Source organism: Enterococcus sp. 4G2_DIV0659, assembly GCF_002140715.2.
In the GTDB taxonomy this organism is placed as follows: domain Bacteria; phylum Bacillota; class Bacilli; order Lactobacillales; family Enterococcaceae; genus Enterococcus_L; species Enterococcus_L mansonii.
Map to the genome: position 1 here is coordinate 3229810 of NZ_NGLE02000001.1, position 19513 is coordinate 3249322.

14 protein-coding genes, 1 pseudogene and 1 other annotated feature are annotated in these 19513 nt (G+C 35.9%); of the genes and pseudogenes, 14 read left to right on the plus strand and 1 reads right to left on the minus strand.

Going from position 1 to position 19513, the window contains the following annotated elements:
- Positions 1-3: 3 nt before the first annotated feature.
- From rimI to A5880_RS15195, 4 genes are all read left to right on the plus strand, one after another.
- Positions 4-468: a ribosomal protein S18-alanine N-acetyltransferase gene (rimI, locus tag A5880_RS15180; protein ID WP_086329905.1), complete on the plus strand. Its 465-nt coding sequence runs from the start codon at positions 4-6 to the stop codon at positions 466-468.
- Positions 465-1499 (plus strand): tRNA (adenosine(37)-N6)-threonylcarbamoyltransferase complex transferase subunit TsaD, encoded by a 1035-nt coding sequence (gene tsaD, locus A5880_RS15185; protein ID WP_086329906.1) that lies wholly within the window; start codon positions 465-467, stop codon positions 1497-1499. The genes rimI and tsaD overlap by 4 nt, the downstream gene beginning before the upstream one ends.
- Before the next feature lie 54 nt (positions 1500-1553).
- Positions 1554-1753: a binding site (T-box leader), on the plus strand.
- Between the two features lie 90 nt (positions 1754-1843).
- The gene (gene argS, locus A5880_RS15190) at positions 1844-3535 is read left to right on the plus strand and encodes an arginine--tRNA ligase (protein WP_086329907.1); all 1692 of its coding nucleotides are present in this window, start codon (positions 1844-1846) and stop codon (positions 3533-3535) included.
- Between the two features lie 265 nt (positions 3536-3800).
- Positions 3801-4304 (plus strand): HD domain-containing protein, encoded by a 504-nt coding sequence (locus A5880_RS15195; protein ID WP_086330319.1) that lies wholly within the window; start codon positions 3801-3803, stop codon positions 4302-4304.
- 125 nt (positions 4305-4429) lie between these two features.
- On the opposite strand, the gene A5880_RS15200 is transcribed toward A5880_RS15195, so the two are convergent.
- Positions 4430-5773 carry an MATE family efflux transporter gene (locus A5880_RS15200; protein ID WP_086329908.1) on the minus strand — a complete coding sequence of 448 codons (1344 nt, stop codon included), beginning with the start codon at positions 5771-5773 and terminating at the stop codon, positions 4430-4432.
- Between the two features lie 264 nt (positions 5774-6037).
- Here A5880_RS15200 and A5880_RS15205 point away from each other — a divergent pair.
- The 10 genes and pseudogenes from A5880_RS15205 to A5880_RS15250 all read left to right on the plus strand — a co-directional run bounded on the left by A5880_RS15205 (position 6038) and on the right by A5880_RS15250 (position 19512).
- Positions 6038-7314, plus strand: a pseudogene (locus A5880_RS15205) (voltage-gated chloride channel family protein).
- Between the two features lie 45 nt (positions 7315-7359).
- On the plus strand, positions 7360-7638 hold the full coding sequence (locus tag A5880_RS15210; protein WP_086329910.1) for a UPF0223 family protein: 279 nt from the start codon (positions 7360-7362) through the stop codon (positions 7636-7638).
- Between the two features lies 1 nt (position 7639).
- Entirely contained in the window at positions 7640-8413 is a 774-nt protein-coding gene (locus tag A5880_RS15215) for an inositol monophosphatase family protein (RefSeq protein ID WP_086329911.1), read from the plus strand.
- Between the two features lie 180 nt (positions 8414-8593).
- On the plus strand, positions 8594-10429 hold the full coding sequence (gene typA, locus A5880_RS15220) for a translational GTPase TypA (RefSeq protein ID WP_086329912.1): 1836 nt from the start codon (positions 8594-8596) through the stop codon (positions 10427-10429).
- 365 nt (positions 10430-10794) lie between these two features.
- Complete coding sequence (gene recQ, locus A5880_RS15225; RefSeq protein WP_086329913.1) at positions 10795-12570, plus strand: DNA helicase RecQ; 1776 nt, start codon at positions 10795-10797, stop codon at positions 12568-12570.
- 396 nt (positions 12571-12966) lie between these two features.
- Positions 12967-13122, plus strand: coding sequence for a hypothetical protein (locus A5880_RS15230; protein WP_179190366.1), 156 nt, complete (start codon positions 12967-12969; stop codon positions 13120-13122).
- Positions 13123-13313: 191 nt separating this feature from the next.
- On the plus strand, positions 13314-13616 hold the full coding sequence (locus tag A5880_RS15235) for an Fpa/YlaN family protein (RefSeq protein ID WP_086329914.1): 303 nt from the start codon (positions 13314-13316) through the stop codon (positions 13614-13616).
- A 3-nt stretch (positions 13617-13619) separates the two neighbouring features.
- Entirely contained in the window at positions 13620-14810 is a 1191-nt protein-coding gene (locus A5880_RS15240) for an FtsW/RodA/SpoVE family cell cycle protein (RefSeq protein ID WP_086329915.1), read from the plus strand.
- Between the two features lie 129 nt (positions 14811-14939).
- The gene (locus A5880_RS15245; RefSeq protein ID WP_086329916.1) at positions 14940-18368 is read left to right on the plus strand and encodes a pyruvate carboxylase; all 3429 of its coding nucleotides are present in this window, start codon (positions 14940-14942) and stop codon (positions 18366-18368) included.
- A gap of 19 nt (positions 18369-18387) precedes the next feature.
- Positions 18388-19512 carry a CAP-associated domain-containing protein gene (locus A5880_RS15250; RefSeq protein ID WP_086329917.1) on the plus strand — a complete coding sequence of 375 codons (1125 nt, stop codon included), beginning with the start codon at positions 18388-18390 and terminating at the stop codon, positions 19510-19512.
- Position 19513: the final 1 nt, after the last annotated feature.

The window sequence follows — 19513 nt, forward strand, 5'->3', positions numbered from 1 at the left end:
CGAATGTATTATACAAAAAAAGAAGTAGCAACTGAACAAGGTGCAGATAAGATTTGGCATTTAAGTGAAGCCTCTTATGATCACGGATCTCCATGGTCAAAAGAACAGTTTAAGCTGGATTTAGCTAATGAAACAAGTGAATATCTCGTTTTAGTGGACAAAGAATGCTGGATTGGATTTGTTAGTTATCAGCTGATTTTAGATGAAGTTGAAATCACGCATGTAGCGATTCACCAAACGTATCAAAAGCAAGGTTACGGCTCTGAACTTCTAAGAAAAGCTGTTCAGGAGTTTGTAAAAAAAGACATTCTTCAAATTTTTTTAGAAGTTCGCAGCTCTAATGTACCTGCGCAAAGGCTGTACGAAAAAATAGGATTTAAAATGATCCGTCGTCGTAAAAATTATTATAGCCATCCTAAAGAAGATGGGTTCGTTATGTGTTTAAATGTTAAGGAAGTGAGTCTATGACTTTTTTTAGTAAAGAAAGAAAATTGATACTAGCAATCGAAAGTAGTTGTGACGAAACAAGCGTTGCGGTTATTGAAGATGGCGATAAAATTTTAGCGAATATTGTGGCCTCGCAAGTAAAAAGTCACCAAAGATTTGGCGGGGTTGTTCCAGAAGTTGCTAGTCGTCATCATGTAGAAGAAATTACATTATGCATTGATGATGCGTTGGCTGAAGCAAACGTGGAGCCTGAGGAATTAAGCGGCGTAGCTGTAACGTATGGACCAGGATTAGTCGGGGCATTATTAATCGGGTTATCTGCTGGGAAGGCATTTGCTTGGGCGCATGATTTACCGTTGATTCCTGTCAATCACATGGCTGGACATATTTATGCTGCTCACTTTGAAGAACCACTACAATTCCCTTTAATGGCATTGCTGGTGAGTGGTGGACATACAGAATTAGTGTATATGAAAGAAACCGGATCGTTTGAAATCATTGGTGAAACAAGAGATGATGCGGCTGGCGAAGCCTATGATAAAGTAGGTAGAGTTTTAGGGTTAGCTTACCCTAGTGGAAAAGAAATTGATGAGTTGGCTCATAAAGGGGTAGATAGCTATCATTTTCCTAGAGCGATGATTAAAGAAGACAATTATGACTTTAGCTTTAGCGGGTTGAAAAGTTCGTTTATTAATACCGTTCATAATGCTGAACAGAGAGGTCTAGAGCTATCGACGGAAGATTTAGCTGCAAGCTTTCAAGCAAGCGTGATTGATGTTTTAGTAGATAAAACAATCCGAGCATGCAAGGAATACCCAATTAAACAATTAGTCATGGCAGGCGGTGTCGCTGCAAATCAAGGATTGCGTACGAGATTAAGTGCTGAGGTGAAAAAAGAACTCCCCGATGTGACTTTTATCGTTCCGCCGCTTAGATTGTGCGGGGATAACGCAGCGATGATTGGTGCAGCCGCTTTTGTAGAAGCAGAAAAAGGGCATTTTGCTGATTATTCTTTAAATGCTGAGCCCAGTCTTGCTTTCTCTGCAATTTAAGCAGATGAGACTATGCAGATAGAAAAAAATTTGCTATAATAAATCGAGTTTAAGAAGGATTCAGTGAAAAAGAGAGTACTTCATTTTAATTAACAAAGCGATTTCGGGAGGGTGAGAGCCGAAAATAATGAAATGAAGGAAGCGCACTTTGGAGAATCTGCAGATGCAGACGGCAATCTACCGTTATCAGATTAAGTGGGTTCATATTTTTATGGACAAGTAGAGTGGTACCGCGGGAAAATCTCGTCTCTGGTGTTTTTTAACACTAGGGATTTTTTGTTTTTTCGTAAAAATAGGTTAATTATAATGAACGAACAAACTATTATTTTATAGGAGGATACACTATGAACAATAAAGAAATCGTCGCAAAAGCGATTCATGATGCAGTAGCAGAGGATTTATCATTGGAGCAAGTGACACAACTGTTAGAGAATCCAAAATCAGTTGAACATGGGGATGTGGCTTTTCCAGCTTTTTCACTAGCTAAAGTTTACCGTAAAGCACCACAGCAAATTGCAGCAGAGTTAGCTGAGAAAATGGATGGACAAAATTTTGAAAAGATTGAAGTTGTCGGTCCATATTTAAATTTCTTTATGAATAAAAAAATGATTAGCCAAGCAGTGATTGGTCAAATTGCTAAACAAAAAGGGCATTACGGAGATAGCACAATTGGAGGTAATGGAAAGGTACCAATTGATATGTCTTCACCGAATATCGCCAAACCAATTTCAATGGGGCACCTTCGTTCTACAGTTATTGGAAATTCCATTGCATTTATTTTAGAAAAAATTGGCTATGCGCCAGTTCGTATCAATCATTTGGGGGATTGGGGAACGCAATTTGGGAAACTGATTGTTGCTTATAAAAAATGGGGCTCTGAAGAATCGGTTAAAAATGCGCCAATCAATGAATTGCTGCGTTTATATGTCCATTTTCATGAAGAAGCCGAAACTCAGCCTGAGTTAGAAGATGAAGCACGCGCGTGGTTTAAAAAGCTAGAAGAAGGCGATCAAGAAGCGACAGAATTATGGCAGTGGTTCCGTACAGAATCATTAAAAGAGTTTGACAAAATTTATTCAATGCTTGAAGTTTCGTTTGATTCTTATAATGGTGAAGCCTTTTATAATGATAAAATGGATGAAATTGTGACAATGCTTGAAGAAAAACATTTGTTGCAAGAAAACGAAGGGGCAGAAATCGTTGATTTATCTGCATATGACTTAAATCCAGCTTTAATCAAAAAATCAGATGGGGCAACGCTTTATATCACACGTGATTTAGCAGCAGCGTTGTACCGTAAACGCACATATGACTTTGCAAAATCACTTTATGTTGTAGGAAACGAACAAAGTAATCATTTCAAACAATTGAAAGCAGTATTGAAAGAACTTGGTTTTGATTGGTCAGAAGATATGCACCATATTCCTTTTGGTTTGATTACACAAGGCGGCAAAAAATTATCTACTCGTAAAGGTAAAATTGTTCTGTTAGAAGAAGTGCTGAATGAAGCCGTTGAATTGGCAAATAAACAAATCATGGAAAAAAATCCTGATTTGCCAAACCGTGAAGAAGTAGCAAGACAAGTAGGAATCGGCTCTGTTATTTTCCATGACCTGAAAAATGATCGTTTGAATAATTTTGATTTTGTGTTAGAAGAAGTTGTTCGTTTCGAAGGAGAGACAGGACCTTACGTTCAATATACGCATGCTCGTGCGATGAGTATTCTTAGAAAAGCAGAATTTACAATTGATGAAACAAAAAATTATGAGTTAAACGATAAAGAGAGTTGGGAAGTGGTTAAACTTCTACAAAAATTCCCTGAAATCGTATTACAAGCGGCAGAAAAATATGAGCCATCAGTCATTGCGAAACATGCAATCCAAGTTGCTCAAGCATTTAACAAATATTACGCCCATGTAAAAATCTTAGCGGATGACGAACAAAAAGAATCACGTCTAGCTCTTGTTTATTCAATGGCTACAATTATCAAAGAAGATTTACGTTTGTTAGGTTTACACGCACCAGAAGAAATGTAAAAAAAGAGAAATAAGTCTGGAACGAATCGTTCTGGGCTTATTTTTTATAAAAAATAAAGTAATATATTTTTAAAGCAAATATTAAAGTTTGTTTACGGAATTCAAAAATCCTAGTATTTAGAAAGACTGAGTGCTATACTTTCATCAAGTCAAAAAGACGTTTAAAAAGGAAATATACATAGACAAAATTACATAGCTCTTTGAGTCAAAGGAAGAAATATTGACGGATCTGTTTAGCTATATGAAAAAGGTGGAACCAGAATTAATGACTGAAAAATGGCGTGAAGATCAAGAATATATGTCGTATGTGGAAGATTTATTGGCAACTGAGGAAGTACAACGTTTAGGTAACTATACACAGCATGTTCATTCGACTCGTTTAGATCATTCAATTAGCGTTTCTTATTACAGTTATAAACTAGCTAAAAAATGGAATGGTGACGCTAGAGCTACTGCTCGTGCAGGGCTTTTACATGATTTATTTTACTATGATTGGCGCACAACTAAGTTTGATGAAGGTACGCATGCATATATGCATCCAAGAATCGCAGTCAAAAACGCGGAGAAATTAACTGAGCTTTCTGATTTAGAACGAGATATTATCATTAAGCATATGTGGGGAGCAACTATTGCACCGCCGAAATACAAAGAAAGTTATATTGTTACGATGGTAGACAAATATTGTGCAGTAAAAGAAGCATCTGAACCAATGACTACATCATTAAAAACAAAATGGCGCCAATACTTTGGCAAAAAACAATCTATATAAAAAATGCAAAGACTAATGTAAAAGTAACTCTAAGAAATAACTAGGAGTCGCTTTTACTCCCATAAATTTTTAGGGAACTGAGAGATAACTTTTTAGAGTTATTTCTCAGTTCCCTTTTTTATTATTTAGGAAGTGGTAGTTTCTAACTGTTTCAGTCGCTTAACCGCTTTGAAATAAGAAGCAAGTAAAACGATAACTGAACCTGCCCAAGCAAGTGGAGAGGCTAAAGCAGCTCCGAGAAAACCAAGTGAGGCAGTCAATGTAACTGCGGCAAACGAACGCATTACTAGCTCCATTAAGCCAGCTAATGTAGGAATCGCACTTTGACCAAGACCTTGAAGTGTGTACCGTATAATAAATAAAATTGCTAATAGCCAGTACATACTGCCATTGACATTAAAATAAATTTGAGAGAGGTTTAGTACTTGTGTTTCTTTTGCACTAACAAAAAGAGTGACTAAATTTTGTCCAAATAACACAACAATTCCACCAGCTAATAAACTAAACCCAATACTCATAATCAAACACTGATTAACACCTTGTAAGATACGTTTGTATTTTTTTGCCCCATAGTTTTGAGCGGTAAAGGTTGCCATGGCAATGCCAAAAGACATCATTGGCTGTGTTGCAAATTGTTCAATTTTTCCAGAGGCTGCTTGTGCCGCAACAACATCTGTGCCGAGACTATTCAATGCTGCTTGCAAAATAATTGCCCCGATAGCGATAATAGACGATTGGAAGGCCATCGGTAATGAAATGTTTAAATGTGATTTAAATTCGTGTCGATCGATAGAAAAATCTTTTTTACGCAACTGAAGATTAGGAATTTTCCATCGAATATAAATGACACATAAAATACTTGAAATAACTTGAGCGGTTACGGTTGCAATACCAGCACCAGCCACGCCCATATGGAAATTGATGATCAAAATTAGATCTAAAACAACATTGATGATGCTTGCAATGATTAGAAAAAGAAGAGGTGTTCGACTATCTCCTAAAGCTCGAATCACGTTGGAAAGTAAATTAAACGCCATTGCAGCAAAAATCCCTAGGAAAATAATCGATATAAATACTTGTGCATCGTCAATAATTTCTTTTGGCGTTTGCATTAGTTCCAGCATTGGATGAACAAAAAGCAAACTAAGGATAGTTAAAAAGACGGTTACAATACCGCTGATGATAATTCCTGTTGCAAAACTTTTTTTCACGCCTCGATAATCTTGCGCACCAAAACGTTGGGAGGTTAAAATTGAAAGCCCAGCCGTTAAACCTTGCGCAAATCCAATAATTAAAAAAGTAATACTTCCAGTAGAACCAACAGCTGCTAATGCATCTTTTCCTAATGTTTGTCCTACAATAATCATATCAGCCATATTATAAAATTGTTGAAAGATATTGCCAATCAATAAAGGGATGGTGAAAAGAAAAATAAGCTTTGCAGGATTGCCATGTGTTAAATCTTTCAAGGAAAACATCCTTTCATAAAAAAACAAGAATCGACCAGTAAATGTTAAATAATAGTATAAAAATTTCCTATTCATAGTAGCACAATTTTGATGATTTGCAAGTGCTTTATTAGAAAGATTAGAGGGAGAGGAAAAGAAGAAAAAAATTATCGTGTGAGTCAGTTCTTTCTCGTTTCTTTTCATAAAAATTGTTATAATTGATCATCATAGATTTAAGAAGTGGTATGATAGAATCATTGATTGATTTTAAGAGGAGTTGAGAGAATGAAAAGTGAGCGATTTAAACCAATCAAAATAGGCCTATATATGATTAAATGGCTAATAATCGCATCAGTGATTGGCGTATTAATGGGAAGCTTGTCAGCATTTTTTTGAAAAGTTTAGATAGCGTAACGCAAATACGTTTAGATAATCCTTGGCTATTATTTTTACTACCGATAAGTGGAGCTATTTTTGCATTCTTATATCAAACATTCGGTAAAAATGCTATAAAAGGAAATAACCTTGTCATAGACCAAGCCAATGGAGAGCAAGAACATATTCCGTTAAGGATGATTCCGTTGACTTTATTTGGCACAATTACAACCCATCTATTTGGCGGTTCTGTTGGACGAGAAGGAACAGCTGTACAGATGGGAGGAACCGTGGCAGATGCAGTAGGTAGACTGTTTCGGTTGAGTAAGCTAGAAAGAGAAATCGTGATTATTAGTGGAATAAGTGCTGGTTTTAGTTCTGTATTTGGAACACCTTTAGCCGGAACTATTTTTGGTTTAGAGGTGTTGGTGATTGGTCGATTGAGATCGGATGCTCTTTTTCCGAGTTTTTTTGCTGCATTTTTTGCAAATATGGTGACCGAATCTTTTGGTGTGACCCATACACATTATAATATGGGGGGGATTCCAAGCTGGTCTTTGATTTTATTTGTTAAACTTATCATTGCTGGTATTTGTTTTGGGCTTGCAGGTTGGTTATTTAGTCGCTCAATTGTCTATTTAAAAAAGATTTACGCACAGTGGATTGACAATGTTGTTTTGCGTAATTTTGTAGGTGGAGTGATTGTGGTGGCCGCTGTTTTTATTTTGCAAACACAGCGTTATTTAGGCTTAAGTTTACCATTATTAAAAGATGCTTTTAGTGGAGAGGCTTTTTGGTTTGATTTTCTTGGTAAGCTCTTTTTTACAGTGTTGTCTTTAGGCGCAGGGTTTCAAGGAGGAGAAGTCACTCCTTTATTTGAAATAGGCGCGACGTTAGGGAGTAGTTTAGCAGTGCTTCTCCATCTTTCGATTCCATTTTTAGCTGGTTTAGGTTTTATTGGTGTTTTTTCAGGAGCAACGAATACCCCGATTGCTTGTTTTATTATGGGAATTGAGTTATTTGGTAGTGAAGCGGCTTTATATTTATTTATGATTTGTTTGATTAGTTATATGTGTTCGGGAAACGCAGGCATTTATTCTGCACAAAAAATAGAAGTAGAAAAAGGGGATTTATTCTTGCCGATTTGGATGAATTGGAAAAATAAAAATAGAGAACCTAAGCTATAGAATTATCTTCTTAGGCTGTGGTAGACTAGTAAATGAGGTGAAGGCATGAAAGATTATCAATATCCTTTAGATTTAGACTGGACAACTGACGAAATGGTGATTGTTACAAACATGTGGTCAGCGGTGGAAGAAGCCAATGAGACTGGTATCGATACAACTGTTTTTTTGGCTAAATACAAACAATTTAAAACTGTAGTGAAAAGTATCGGTGAAGAAAAACGTTTAGGAAATGAATTTCAAAAAGCATCAGGTTACTCACTGTATCGAACGGTTCAACAAGCGAAAAAGCAAGAGTCGGGTAGATTAAAACTGGGAGCTGATTAAAATGACAACGGAAAAAATGATCATTGAAATCAAAGAATGGCTAAAAGAAGCAGCAGGTTATATAAAGGTAAGCTTGACAAATGAATTAAGTATTTCACAAAAATCTGGACGAACAGATTTAGTAACAAATATCGATGAAGAGACCCAAGCTTTTTTTATCAAGAAAATTAAAGAGCACTATCCGAATGATCGGATTTTGGCAGAAGAGAAAGGGTTTAACAAGATTGATTCTCTAGCAGGACGTGTCTGGATTATTGATCCCATTGATGGGACAATGAATTTTGTCATGGAACAAGAGAATTTTTGTATTATGATTGCTGTGTTTGAAGAAGGACAGGGGCAATTAGGCTTTATTTATGATGTGATGCAGGACGAGTTGTATTGGGGTGGTAAGCATCTAGGTGTAATGTGCAATGACGAAAAGGTAGATCCCCCTAAAGATGCACGTTTATCCGAGGGTCTTATTGGAATGAATGCCTATATGTATGGTGAAAATATTTACTCAGCAAAAGAGATCGGACACGCAAGCATGGGTGTTAGGATTAGCGGGTGTGCAGGTATTGAATTGATTGCCATGCTAAAAGGAAATCATATTGGTTATGTTTCTAATTTGAGTCCATGGGATTATGCGGCTGGCTTGGTTTTACTAGATGAATGCAATTTTAAGTATTCTACTATAGAAGGAAGTCCGCTTTCATTTTCTGGAAGAGAATATTTTTTAGCAGCAACTCCTCATGCGTATAAAGAGATTCAAGAAAGATTTATTTTAAAATAGATAAAAAAGTTGCTTTATCAGTTTAAGTATGTTAGATTTTCAAAAAATAGCAAAAAAATATGAAATTTTCATGATTTTTGCAAGCTTTAGACTATATTTCATGAAAAAAGTTTGTTATAATAAACAGTCGGATTTTATATGAACAAGTGACGTAAGGCAAAAGGATAAGGAGCAATTACATTGAAATACAGAGAAGATATTAGAAACGTAGCAATTATCGCCCACGTTGACCATGGGAAAACAACATTAGTGGATGAACTTTTAAAACAATCAGATACTTTAGACGGACACACACAATTACAAGAACGTGCGATGGATTCAAACGCTATTGAAAGCGAACGCGGAATCACGATCTTGGCCAAAAATACAGCGGTTGATTACAACGGCACTCGTATTAATATTTTAGATACACCTGGACACGCGGACTTCGGTGGTGAAGTAGAACGTATCATGAAAATGGTAGACGGCGTAGTTTTAGTTGTTGATGCCTATGAAGGAACAATGCCTCAAACACGTTTTGTATTGAAAAAAGCATTGGAACAAAAAGTAACACCAATCGTTGTGGTAAACAAAATTGACAAACCATCAGCACGTCCTGAGCACGTGGTTGATGAGGTCTTAGAATTATTCATCGAATTAGGTGCAGATGATGATCAATTGGATTTCCCTGTTGTTTATGCATCAGCTTTAAATGGTACGTCAAGTGATTCGGATAATCCAGAAGATCAAGAACCAACAATGGCACCAATCTTTGATCAAATTATTAAACACGTGCCAGCACCAATTGATAATTCAGACGAACCCTTACAATTCCAAGTATCATTGTTAGACTACAATGATTACGTAGGACGTATTGGTATTGGTCGTGTTTTCCGCGGAACAATGAAAGTTGGCGATCAAGTTGCTTTAATGAAATTAGATGGCAGCGTGAAAAATTTCCGTGTTACAAAAATCTTTGGTTTCTTTGGGTTGCAACGTGTTGAAATCAATGAAGCAAAAGCTGGTGATTTAATTGCCGTTTCTGGTATGGAAGACATCTTTGTTGGTGAGACAGTTGCTGACGTAGCACACCAAGAAGCTTTGCCAATCTTGCATATTGATGAACCAACATTACAAATGACATTTTTAGTGAATAACTCTCCATTTGCTGGTCGTGAAGGTAAATTCGTGACAGCTCGTAAAATTGAAGAACGTTTAATGGCAGAATTACAAACAGACGTATCATTACTTGTAGAACCAATTGGGCCAGATTGTTGGACAGTATCCGGTCGTGGAGAACTTCATTTATCTATCTTAATTGAGAATATGCGTCGTGAAGGATATGAGTTGCAAGTATCACGTCCAGAAGTTATTGAACGTGAAATTGAAGGTGTAAAATGCGAACCGTTTGAACGTGTTCAAATTGACACGCCAGAAGAGTATATGGGTAGTGTAATTGAGTCATTAAGCCAACGTAAAGGTGAAATGCAAGATATGATTCATACTGGAAATGGTCAAATTCGCTTGATTTTCTTAGCACCAGCTCGTGGTTTGATTGGTTATACGACTGAGTTTTTATCAATGACTCGTGGATACGGAATCATGCACCACACATTCGACCAATATTTACCAATGATTCAAGGAACAATTGGCGGACGTCATCAAGGCGCGTTGGTTTCAATCGATACTGGTAAAGCAACTACTTACAGTATTATGAGTATTGAAGAACGTGGCACCGTCTTTGTAGAGCCTACAACAGATGTTTACGAAGGAATGATTATCGGTGAAAACAACCGTGATAATGACTTGACTGTAAACATTACAAGAGCAAAACAAATGACTAACGTTCGTTCTGCTAATAAAGACCAAACATCTGTAATCAAAAAAGCAAAAATCCTTACATTAGAAGAATCATTAGAATTCTTGAATGAAGATGAATATTGTGAAGTAACACCAGAAAGCATTCGTTTAAGAAAACAAATTCTTAACAAAAACGAACGTGAAAAAGCAAGTAAAAAGAAAAAAGTAGCTGAATAAACAAACCATTTAAACGTTCAAGCGATTTTATTTTGTTGATGAAAATGGTTGAAGAGAGGTTGAGAAAAAGTGCTGATTTTCGAAGAAGTTACTTTTTTCTCATCGTTTATTCGACTTGAGAGAGTGAAACAAAACTGATTTTTAGTTTTGTTTCACTCTTTTTGTGGATAACTACTGATGAATTATGGATAAAAATGCGTAGTTTATTATTAGAAGGCTTAATTTAAAAGGATTTTGGTTCTGAATGGGAAAAAGAAAAAGTTTCACACGAAGTGAATTGTTTCACGCTAAACCTTGCCCCCTCTTGAATTGGCTTATAGTGCATGCTAAAATAGCAACCAGACACAAAGAATGGAGCGGACTTCATGATTGACATAAAGAATTTATTAAAAGAAAAATTTGGATACGATGAATTTCGCCATGGGCAAGAAGAGATTATCAATCATGTGTTAAACAAAGAGAACGTTTTGGGAATTATGCCGACTGGCGGGGGAAAATCGATCTGTTATCAATTGCCAGCACTGATATTGGAAAATTTGACCTTGGTTATTTCTCCGTTGATTTCGTTAATGAAAGATCAAGTTGATGCGTTGAATATGATGGGAATTCCTGCAACATTTATTAATAGTACAATTTCACAACAAGAAATGAATAAGCGCGTGCAAATGGCTGTTAATCGTGAAGTAAAACTTTTATATGTAGCACCTGAACGCTTAGAATCATTTGATTTTCAACAGCTGTTGTTACATGTGCCAATTGATTTATTAGCAGTAGATGAGGCGCATTGTATTTCACAGTGGGGGCACGATTTTCGACCAAGTTATTTACGATTAGCTGAGATTATCGAACAATTCCAGCAGCAACCTGCTGTAATTGCACTGACAGCAACGGCAACACCTCAAGTAGCAGAGGACATTATTCAACAATTACATATTCCGACAAGCAATCAAGTTCAAACAGGGTTTGCTCGTGAAAACTTGGCATTTCAAGTGATCAAAGATCAAAATCGAGATGTATTTCTATTAGAATATTTAAAATTGAATAAAGATCAATCTGGCATTGTTTATGCAAGTACCAGAAAAGAAGTTGAACGAATTTATCATTTACTAAAAAGTAAAAAAATATCAGTGGGCATGTATCATGGAGGGATGAGTGAAAAGAGTCGTAATGACAATCAAGAACAATTTTTATTCGATCAATTGCAAGTAATGGTTGCTACGAATGCATTTGGAATGGGGATTAATAAAAGTAATGTTCGTTTTGTGATTCACGCTCAAATCCCTGGGAACATTGAATCTTATTATCAAGAAGCAGGTCGAGCAGGCAGAGATGGTTTGCCAAGTGATGCTATTTTACTATATGCGCCTCAGGATTTACAAATCCAACAATTCTTTATTGATCAATCAGAGATGATCATTGACTATAAACAAAAAGAGTATATGAAGTTAAGAGAAATGTCTCAGTATGCGAATGCACAGATGTGTCTGCAAAAGTTTATTTTAAGATACTTTGGTGAAAAAGGTTCAGATTGCGGGCGCTGTTCAAATTGCTTAGATGAACGGGAATTAGTGGATATTACAGTAGATGTTCAAAAAGTGCTATCTTGTGTAAAACGAATGGGAGAAAAATTCGGTAAAGGCTTAGTAGGAAAAGTGTTGACTGGGTCAAAGGATCAAAAAATTGACCAATGGCATTTCGACCGTTTACCCACGTATGGCTTATTAAAAGATCGGACCCAAAAAGAAGTCAACCAATTGATTGATTATCTCACTGCAGAACGATACTTACATCCTTCAGACGGACAATATCCGTTGCTTTCAGTTTCTCAAACAGGTGTTCAAGTTCTCTTAGGGAAACAATCAGTATTTCGAAAAGAAGACCAACGTGTGCGTAAAGTTGTTGTAAATGATGGTCTTTTTGAACATTTGAGAGCATTACGTATGGATTTGGCTCAAGAAGCGGGAGTACCTCCGTACTTGATTTTTTCTGATAGTACATTAAAGGAAATGTGTGAAAAATTGCCTAAAAGTTCCATACACTTGCTGCAAGTAAAAGGTGTGGGTCAGAACAAACTAGACAAATACGGACAACAATTTTTAGAAGCGATTGACAAGTTTGAACAGACGATGGATAAAGAATAAAAGACAAAAATATCAATCATTGAAAAATAACCAAACAGTCTTTTTACTTAAAGGGTACTTAAATTCAGAAAAGAGCGGGACAAACGAAAAATCAGTTTTGTTTGTCTCGCTCTTTAAATCCAAATAAACGGCTAGAAAAAACCAGCTACTAGGCTGTGCTTCCTGTACAATCTTAGTGCCAAAGTGCTAGGCGTTCAAGGCTTCGGAAATAAGCTGAGCACTATTATTTCGTTTTCTTTGATTTTAATATCTAATTTTGCCTAAACATTCAATGTTCTAGCTAGTACTTTGATAGCATCTTAAAATAGATTCTGTTACTATAGTAATAGTCTGACTATCAAATTCCAAATAGTTAGTAGTCTGTTTTCGATGGAAAACGAGTGAGGAGGAACGTAGATGAAAGATGGAGCAAAAGCTGGGATTTCTTTCGGATGTGCTCTAGCTATGGTTATTTCTTATGTGAATTGGCATAGTATATTGTGGGCTGTTTTTCATGGTTGTTTAAGTTGGTTTTACGTTATTTATTATGCTATTGTCTATGGACTCAATTAAAAAATGTAAGTATTGATAATAAAATGTCGTGTGCTTGTTCAAATTAGTTGGGAAAACTAAAATTTGCTACTTTTATTTATCCATCATTACGAAAAATTAATTTTTTTAATAGCGTGTTTTCAGAAAATTTCTGTTAAAAATAGAGCAAATTATGCTATAATTACATAATTAAGATGGGAGGTTGAGTACAGATGGAATCCATTTCAAAAGATTTTGCTGTTCAACTGTTAAACGAAGATGCACAAAGAATCCTGATGCTGATTCGCAATCAAAAAAATAGTCTCTGTATTTCCCAATGTAAAGCATTTGAAGAGGTCGTAGATACACAAATGTATGGCTTCTCTCGTCAAGTGACATATGCTATCCGTTTGGGGATTTTAAGTACAAAGCAAGGGCACCAATTATTGAGCGATTTAGAAAAAGAACTCAATCAATTATATAGCGACGTTTATGAAGAAACCTTAGAAAAAAAAGAGATTGGCAAGGAGGTTTAAACTTTGCCGAAAAAGATAAAAAAGAGACATCTGTTGGATTATAGTATTTTGATCCCCTATTTACTTCTCAGTGCGATTGGTTTGATTATGGTTTACAGCTCAACTTCTTCTTTATTAGTATCAAAAGGAGAGCCGCCAACAGGAATGGTTATCTCTCAGTTACAATTTTGGATTTTGAGTTTAGTAGGAATGTTTTTTATTTACAAAATGAAAACAGCTGTTTTTCAGAACAAAGGATTCATCATGTTTGCGATTTCAGTGATTTCATTTCTGCTTTTAGCAGTTAAATTTACACCATTAGGAAAAAATATAAATGGTGCTTCTGGTTGGATAAAGATTGGTTCATTTTCCATGCAGCCAGCTGAATATTTAAAAATCATGGTGATTTGGTATCTTGCTTATATTTTAGGAAGAAGACAGAAGTACATTGATAAAGAGTTTAAAAAAGCGGTATTTCGACCAATGCTTTTAGTTGGATTTTTAATTTTTCTGGTTGCAATTCAACCCGATTTAGGAAATGCAGCTATTTTGACACTTTTGGTGATTATCATGTTACTTGCCAGTGGGGTAAATTACATGTATACATACCTTGTTGGTGGCGCTGGGATTCTAGGTAGTATTGCCGTTATTCAAGCATTAATCTTAAGTAAAGGGAGTTTCATTCCTGCAAGATATCAATACGTGTATCAACGTTTTGCCATTTATCTAAATCCTTTTAAGGATGAACGGAATTATGGACACCAATTAGCGAATTCGTATTATGCTATTAATAATGGTGGTTGGTTTGGTAAAGGCTTAGGCAATAGCATTCAGAAAAAAGGTTTTTTGCCAGAAGCGCATTCAGATTTTATTTTTGCTATCACAATTGAAGAATTAGGCTTAGTTGTTTCGTTGATCATCTTAGCCATTTTAATGTTTATGATTACTCGTATTATTTTAGTCGGTGTAAGATCGAAAAAACCGTTCAATTCATTGATGTGTATTGGTATCGGTTCAATGCTGTTATTACAAGTTTTTATCAACTTAGGCGGTATTACAGGGATAATTCCTTTAACGGGTATTACCTTCCCATTTCTCAGCCATGGAGGAAATAGTGTTTTGATTATCTCTATTGCTGTGGCCTTCGTATTAAATATTAGCGCGGATGAGAAAAAACAAAAAATGGACCAAGAATACCAAATACTTGGTAATTAATAAATGAAGGAAAATACATGGTGAAACGTAAGAAATTCTTGTAAGAAGAAGGGGAGTTTTTGACCCTTTTGTATTTCTTAGAGATCTTCTTTTTTGTTTTCACCTCAATAAACAGGTAGGAGTGAAAAAATGAAAAAAGTTTTAGTAGCAAATCGTGGAGAAATTGCAATTCGAATTTTTAGAGCCTGTACAGAGATGCACATCGGGACTGTAGCAATCTATGCAGCAGAGGACGAATATTCAGTTCATCGCTTTAAAGCAGATGAAGCTTATTTAGTTGGTAAAGGGAAAAAACCGATTGAAGCTTATTTGGATATGGAAGATATCATCCGAATCGCTAAAAAATCTGGAGCAGACGCAATTCACCCTGGTTACGGATTTCTTTCTGAGAACCTAGAATTTGCTCGTCGCTGTAAAGAAGAAGGGCTTATTTTTGTAGGACCTTCATTACATCATCTAGATATTTTTGGAGATAAAATCAAGGCAAAAGAAGCAGCTGTTGCAGCAGGGATTGCTTCAATTCCAGGCTCAGATGGTCCAGTTGATACTGTTGAAGGCGTATTAGAGTTTGGGCAGACACATGGTTTCCCAATTATGATTAAAGCAGCGCTTGGCGGCGGCGGTCGTGGGATGCGTGTAGCGCACGATGAAAAAGAGGCTAGAGAAGGATATGAGCGAGCAAAAAGTGAAGCGAAAGCAGCTTTTGGTTCAGATGAAGTATATGTTGAAAAATATATCTCGAATCCTAAACATATAGAAGTTCAAATTCTAGGTGATGCTCATGGAAATGTGATTCATTTATTTGAACGTGACTGTTCTGTTCAGCGTCGTCATCAAAAAGTAGTAGAAGTAGCCCCATGTGTGTCAATGAATGAAACACAGCGTAAAGAAATTTGTGACGCTGCCGTTCAGTTGATGAAACATGTTAACTACGTTAATGCCGGAACAGTTGAGTTTCTTGTAGAAGGTGATCATTTTTACTTTATTGAAGTAAATCCTCGTGTACAAGTAGAACATACAATCACTGAGATGATTACAGATATTGATATTGTTGTATCTCAGTTACAAATTGCTCAAGGTCTTGATTTGCATAAAGACATGAAGATTCCTCAACAAGAAGAAATCAAATTGAATGGTGCTGCAATTCAATGTCGTATTACGACAGAAGATCCTTTGAATGGTTTTATGCCTGATACAGGGAAAATAGATACGTATCGCTCTCCAGGCGGTTTTGGAGTGAGACTTGATGTTGGTAATGCCTATTCAGGTGCAGTTGTTACGCCTTATTTTGATTCGTTATTAGTAAAAGTTTGTACCCATGGTTTCACGTTTGAAAAAGCGATTCAAAAAATGGAACGTTGTTTAAGAGAATTTAGAATTCGTGGTGTGAAGACGAATATTCCATTTTTACACAAAGTAATTGGCCATCCTGAGTTTCAATCAGGTGAAGCTAAAACAACATTTATTGACAATACACCTCAATTATTTGAATTTCCTAAGTTAAGAGACCGAGGGAACAAAACGATGAAATACATCGGGGAAGTAACGGTTAATGGTTTTCCTGGGATTGAAAAAACAACGAAAAAATATTATGATGCGCCACGTGTTCCTCAAGATTTAGAATTACGTGAGGATTATGTAACAGCGAAGAATATTTTAGAAAAAAATGGCGCACAAGGCGTGATTGATTGGATTAAGAAACAGGAAAATGTTTTACTTACTGACACAACCTTCCGTGATGCCCACCAAAGTTTATTAGCCACACGAGTAAGAACACAAGATTTTAAAGAAATTGCCCGATTAACAGGCGAAGGGTTACCAGAACTATTTTCTAGTGAAATGTGGGGGGGAGCAACTTTTGACGTTGCTTATCGTTTCTTAAATGAAGATCCATGGGAAAGACTACGTAAAATCCGTAAGTTGATGCCAAACACATTGCTACAAATGTTATTTAGAGGATCAAATGCTGTTGGATATCAAAATTATTCAGATAATGTTATTGAAGAATTTATCAAAGAATCGGCAAGACAAGGAATAGACGTTTTCCGTATTTTTGACAGTTTAAACTGGTTACCGCAAATGGAAAAAAGTATTCAAGTCGTCAGAGATACAGGAAAAATTGCAGAAGCAGCTATTTGTTATACTGGAGATATCAATGATCCATCAAGAGCGAAATATAATGTTGATTATTATAAAAATATGGCTAAAGAACTTGAGAAAATGGGTGCTCACATCATTGCAATCAAAGATATGGCCGGCTTACTAAAACCTCAAGCAGCTTATCGCTTAATAAGTGAACTAAAAGATACAACCGATTTGCCAATACATTTGCATACGCATGATACAAGTGGAAATGGTATTATCACATACTCAGCAGCGACTAAAGCTGGCGTGGATATTGTTGATGTAGCAACAAGTGCTATGAGTGGGGCAACAAGTCAACCAAGTATGAGCAGTTTATACTATGCATTAGTTAATGGGGATCGTACACCTGATATAAATATTGATAATACCCAAAAACTTAACCATTATTGGGAAGATGTGCGTATGTATTATCAACCATTTGAAAATGGTCTGAATGCACCGCAAACAGAAGTTTATATGCATGAAATGCCTGGGGGTCAGTATTCAAACTTACAACAACAAGCAAAAGCAGTTGGGTTAGGTCATAAATGGGACGATATCAAAAAAATGTATCATATAGTTAATATAATGTTTGGTGACATTGTTAAAGTAACACCATCTTCTAAAGTTGTTGGAGACATGGCATTATTTATGGTTCAAAATAATTTGACGGAAGAAGAGATCTATGCCAACGGAGAAGAATTAAGTTTCCCTGAATCTGTTGTTACTTTCTTCCAAGGTGATCTTGGTCAACCTGTAGGTGGGTTCCCTAAAGACTTACAAAGAATTATTTTGAAAGGACGTCCTGCATTTACTGAAAGACCTGGAAGTTTAGCGGCACCAGTAAAATTCGACAAAGTAAAAGCAGAACTTGCTGAAAAAATTGGCTATGAACCAAAGTTAGAAGAAATCTTAAGTTATTTAATGTATCCTGAAGTATTTTTAAGTTACCGTACTTCATACCAAAATTTTGGTGATGTTACGTTATTAGATACGCCGACATTTTTCCAAGGTATTCGTCAAGGTGAATCTGTAGAAGTTCAAATTGAAAAAGGTAAAACATTGATCATTCGATTAGACGAAATCGGTGATCCAGATATTGAAGGAAATAGAGTATTATTCTTTAACTTAAATGGGCAACGTCGTGAAGTGGTGATTAAAGATTCATCTATTAAATCAGCTGTACAAGCGAAACGTAAAGCAGAACCAACCAACAAAGAACAAATCGGAGCAACTATGTCAGGTTCTGTTCTCCAAGTTTTAGTGAATAAGGGAGATCAAGTGAAAAAAGGTGATGCCCTTATGGTAACGGAAGCGATGAAGATGGAAACAACGATTGAAGCTCGTTATGATGGTGTTGTAGATCATATTTATGTTGTTGAAGGTGAAGCTATCAGCTCTGGAGATCTTTTAATAGAAGTACAAGAAAAATAAACGAAAAGTGGGGGAAAAGATGAAACGATTTTTAGCTTTCTTAGGAATTTTCCTTATAGTACTGACGATCGGCTACTTGCAGCCTGTCTTTTTTCCCGCTGAAAAAAATCAATTGGCAGTTGAGGAGAGCAAGTCAAACATCTCTTCTCATACTGCTTTACCTTATGAAGAAATGAAAACAAATGGTTATGCTACATACATAGGAAAGAAAACAGACGATTTTGTCATAGATTTTGGGGAACCAATTGAAAAGCAAAAAACTGGAATGGATTATGAGCTATGGATTTATGGTGAGAAAGATGCTGGTTATTTAGAATTAAATATACAAGAAAATAAAATTTTGTCCATAAAAGCCTTCAATGATTCTGATAATATTGCCCCTTTTTCGATCGGTATGAATTTATCAGACGTTTCAGAGTTAATGACGATCTACTCAGATTTTGCTTTTACATATAAAGATAACAAGTATAACGTTGAGTTAATGGAAGAGGATATGAACTATCGTCCGTTGGTTGCGTTTGATAATAAAACATTTGCTATTTTGTTTTTTAACCAAGGAAATGGTAAATTATCTGCTGTGGTCTATTTAAATAAAGAAGCACTATTGACATTGATGCCGTATCAGCTAACAGAAGGAGAGGCTTTACCGCTTCCTGTCATGAATCAATTAACAGGATTTGATCCTGTTAAGAGTAATCAAATGATCCGAATGATTAACTTGTTGAGAGTTAAAGAAGGATTGCCAACTTATCATGTGAACACCGAAAGCCAAAAAAATGCTCAAAAGCTTTTTGAATCACTTGGTAAGAATCAAAAGAATATTCTTACACCAGAACGGGCTGAAATCTGGCAATTTAGTAAAGAACAAATGACCGCTTCATCAATTTTTACTTTGTCCAATAATGAATACCAAAAACTCCTTAAAATTGGGCAAGTAGATACAAAAAAAGCAACAGGGATGTATACAGAACCTGTTTACGATGCTTCTTTCACCGTTTTGTCTTGGTTTTCTGACTCATTGTACCATTCTCGTTTTGCCCATCAAGCAAATGAACACATTGGCGTTGCTTTCTCTAAAGAAAGTATGTTAGTCTTATTACAAGAAACGGAAAAAGAAATATCTCAAACAGAGGATAGTGAATAAA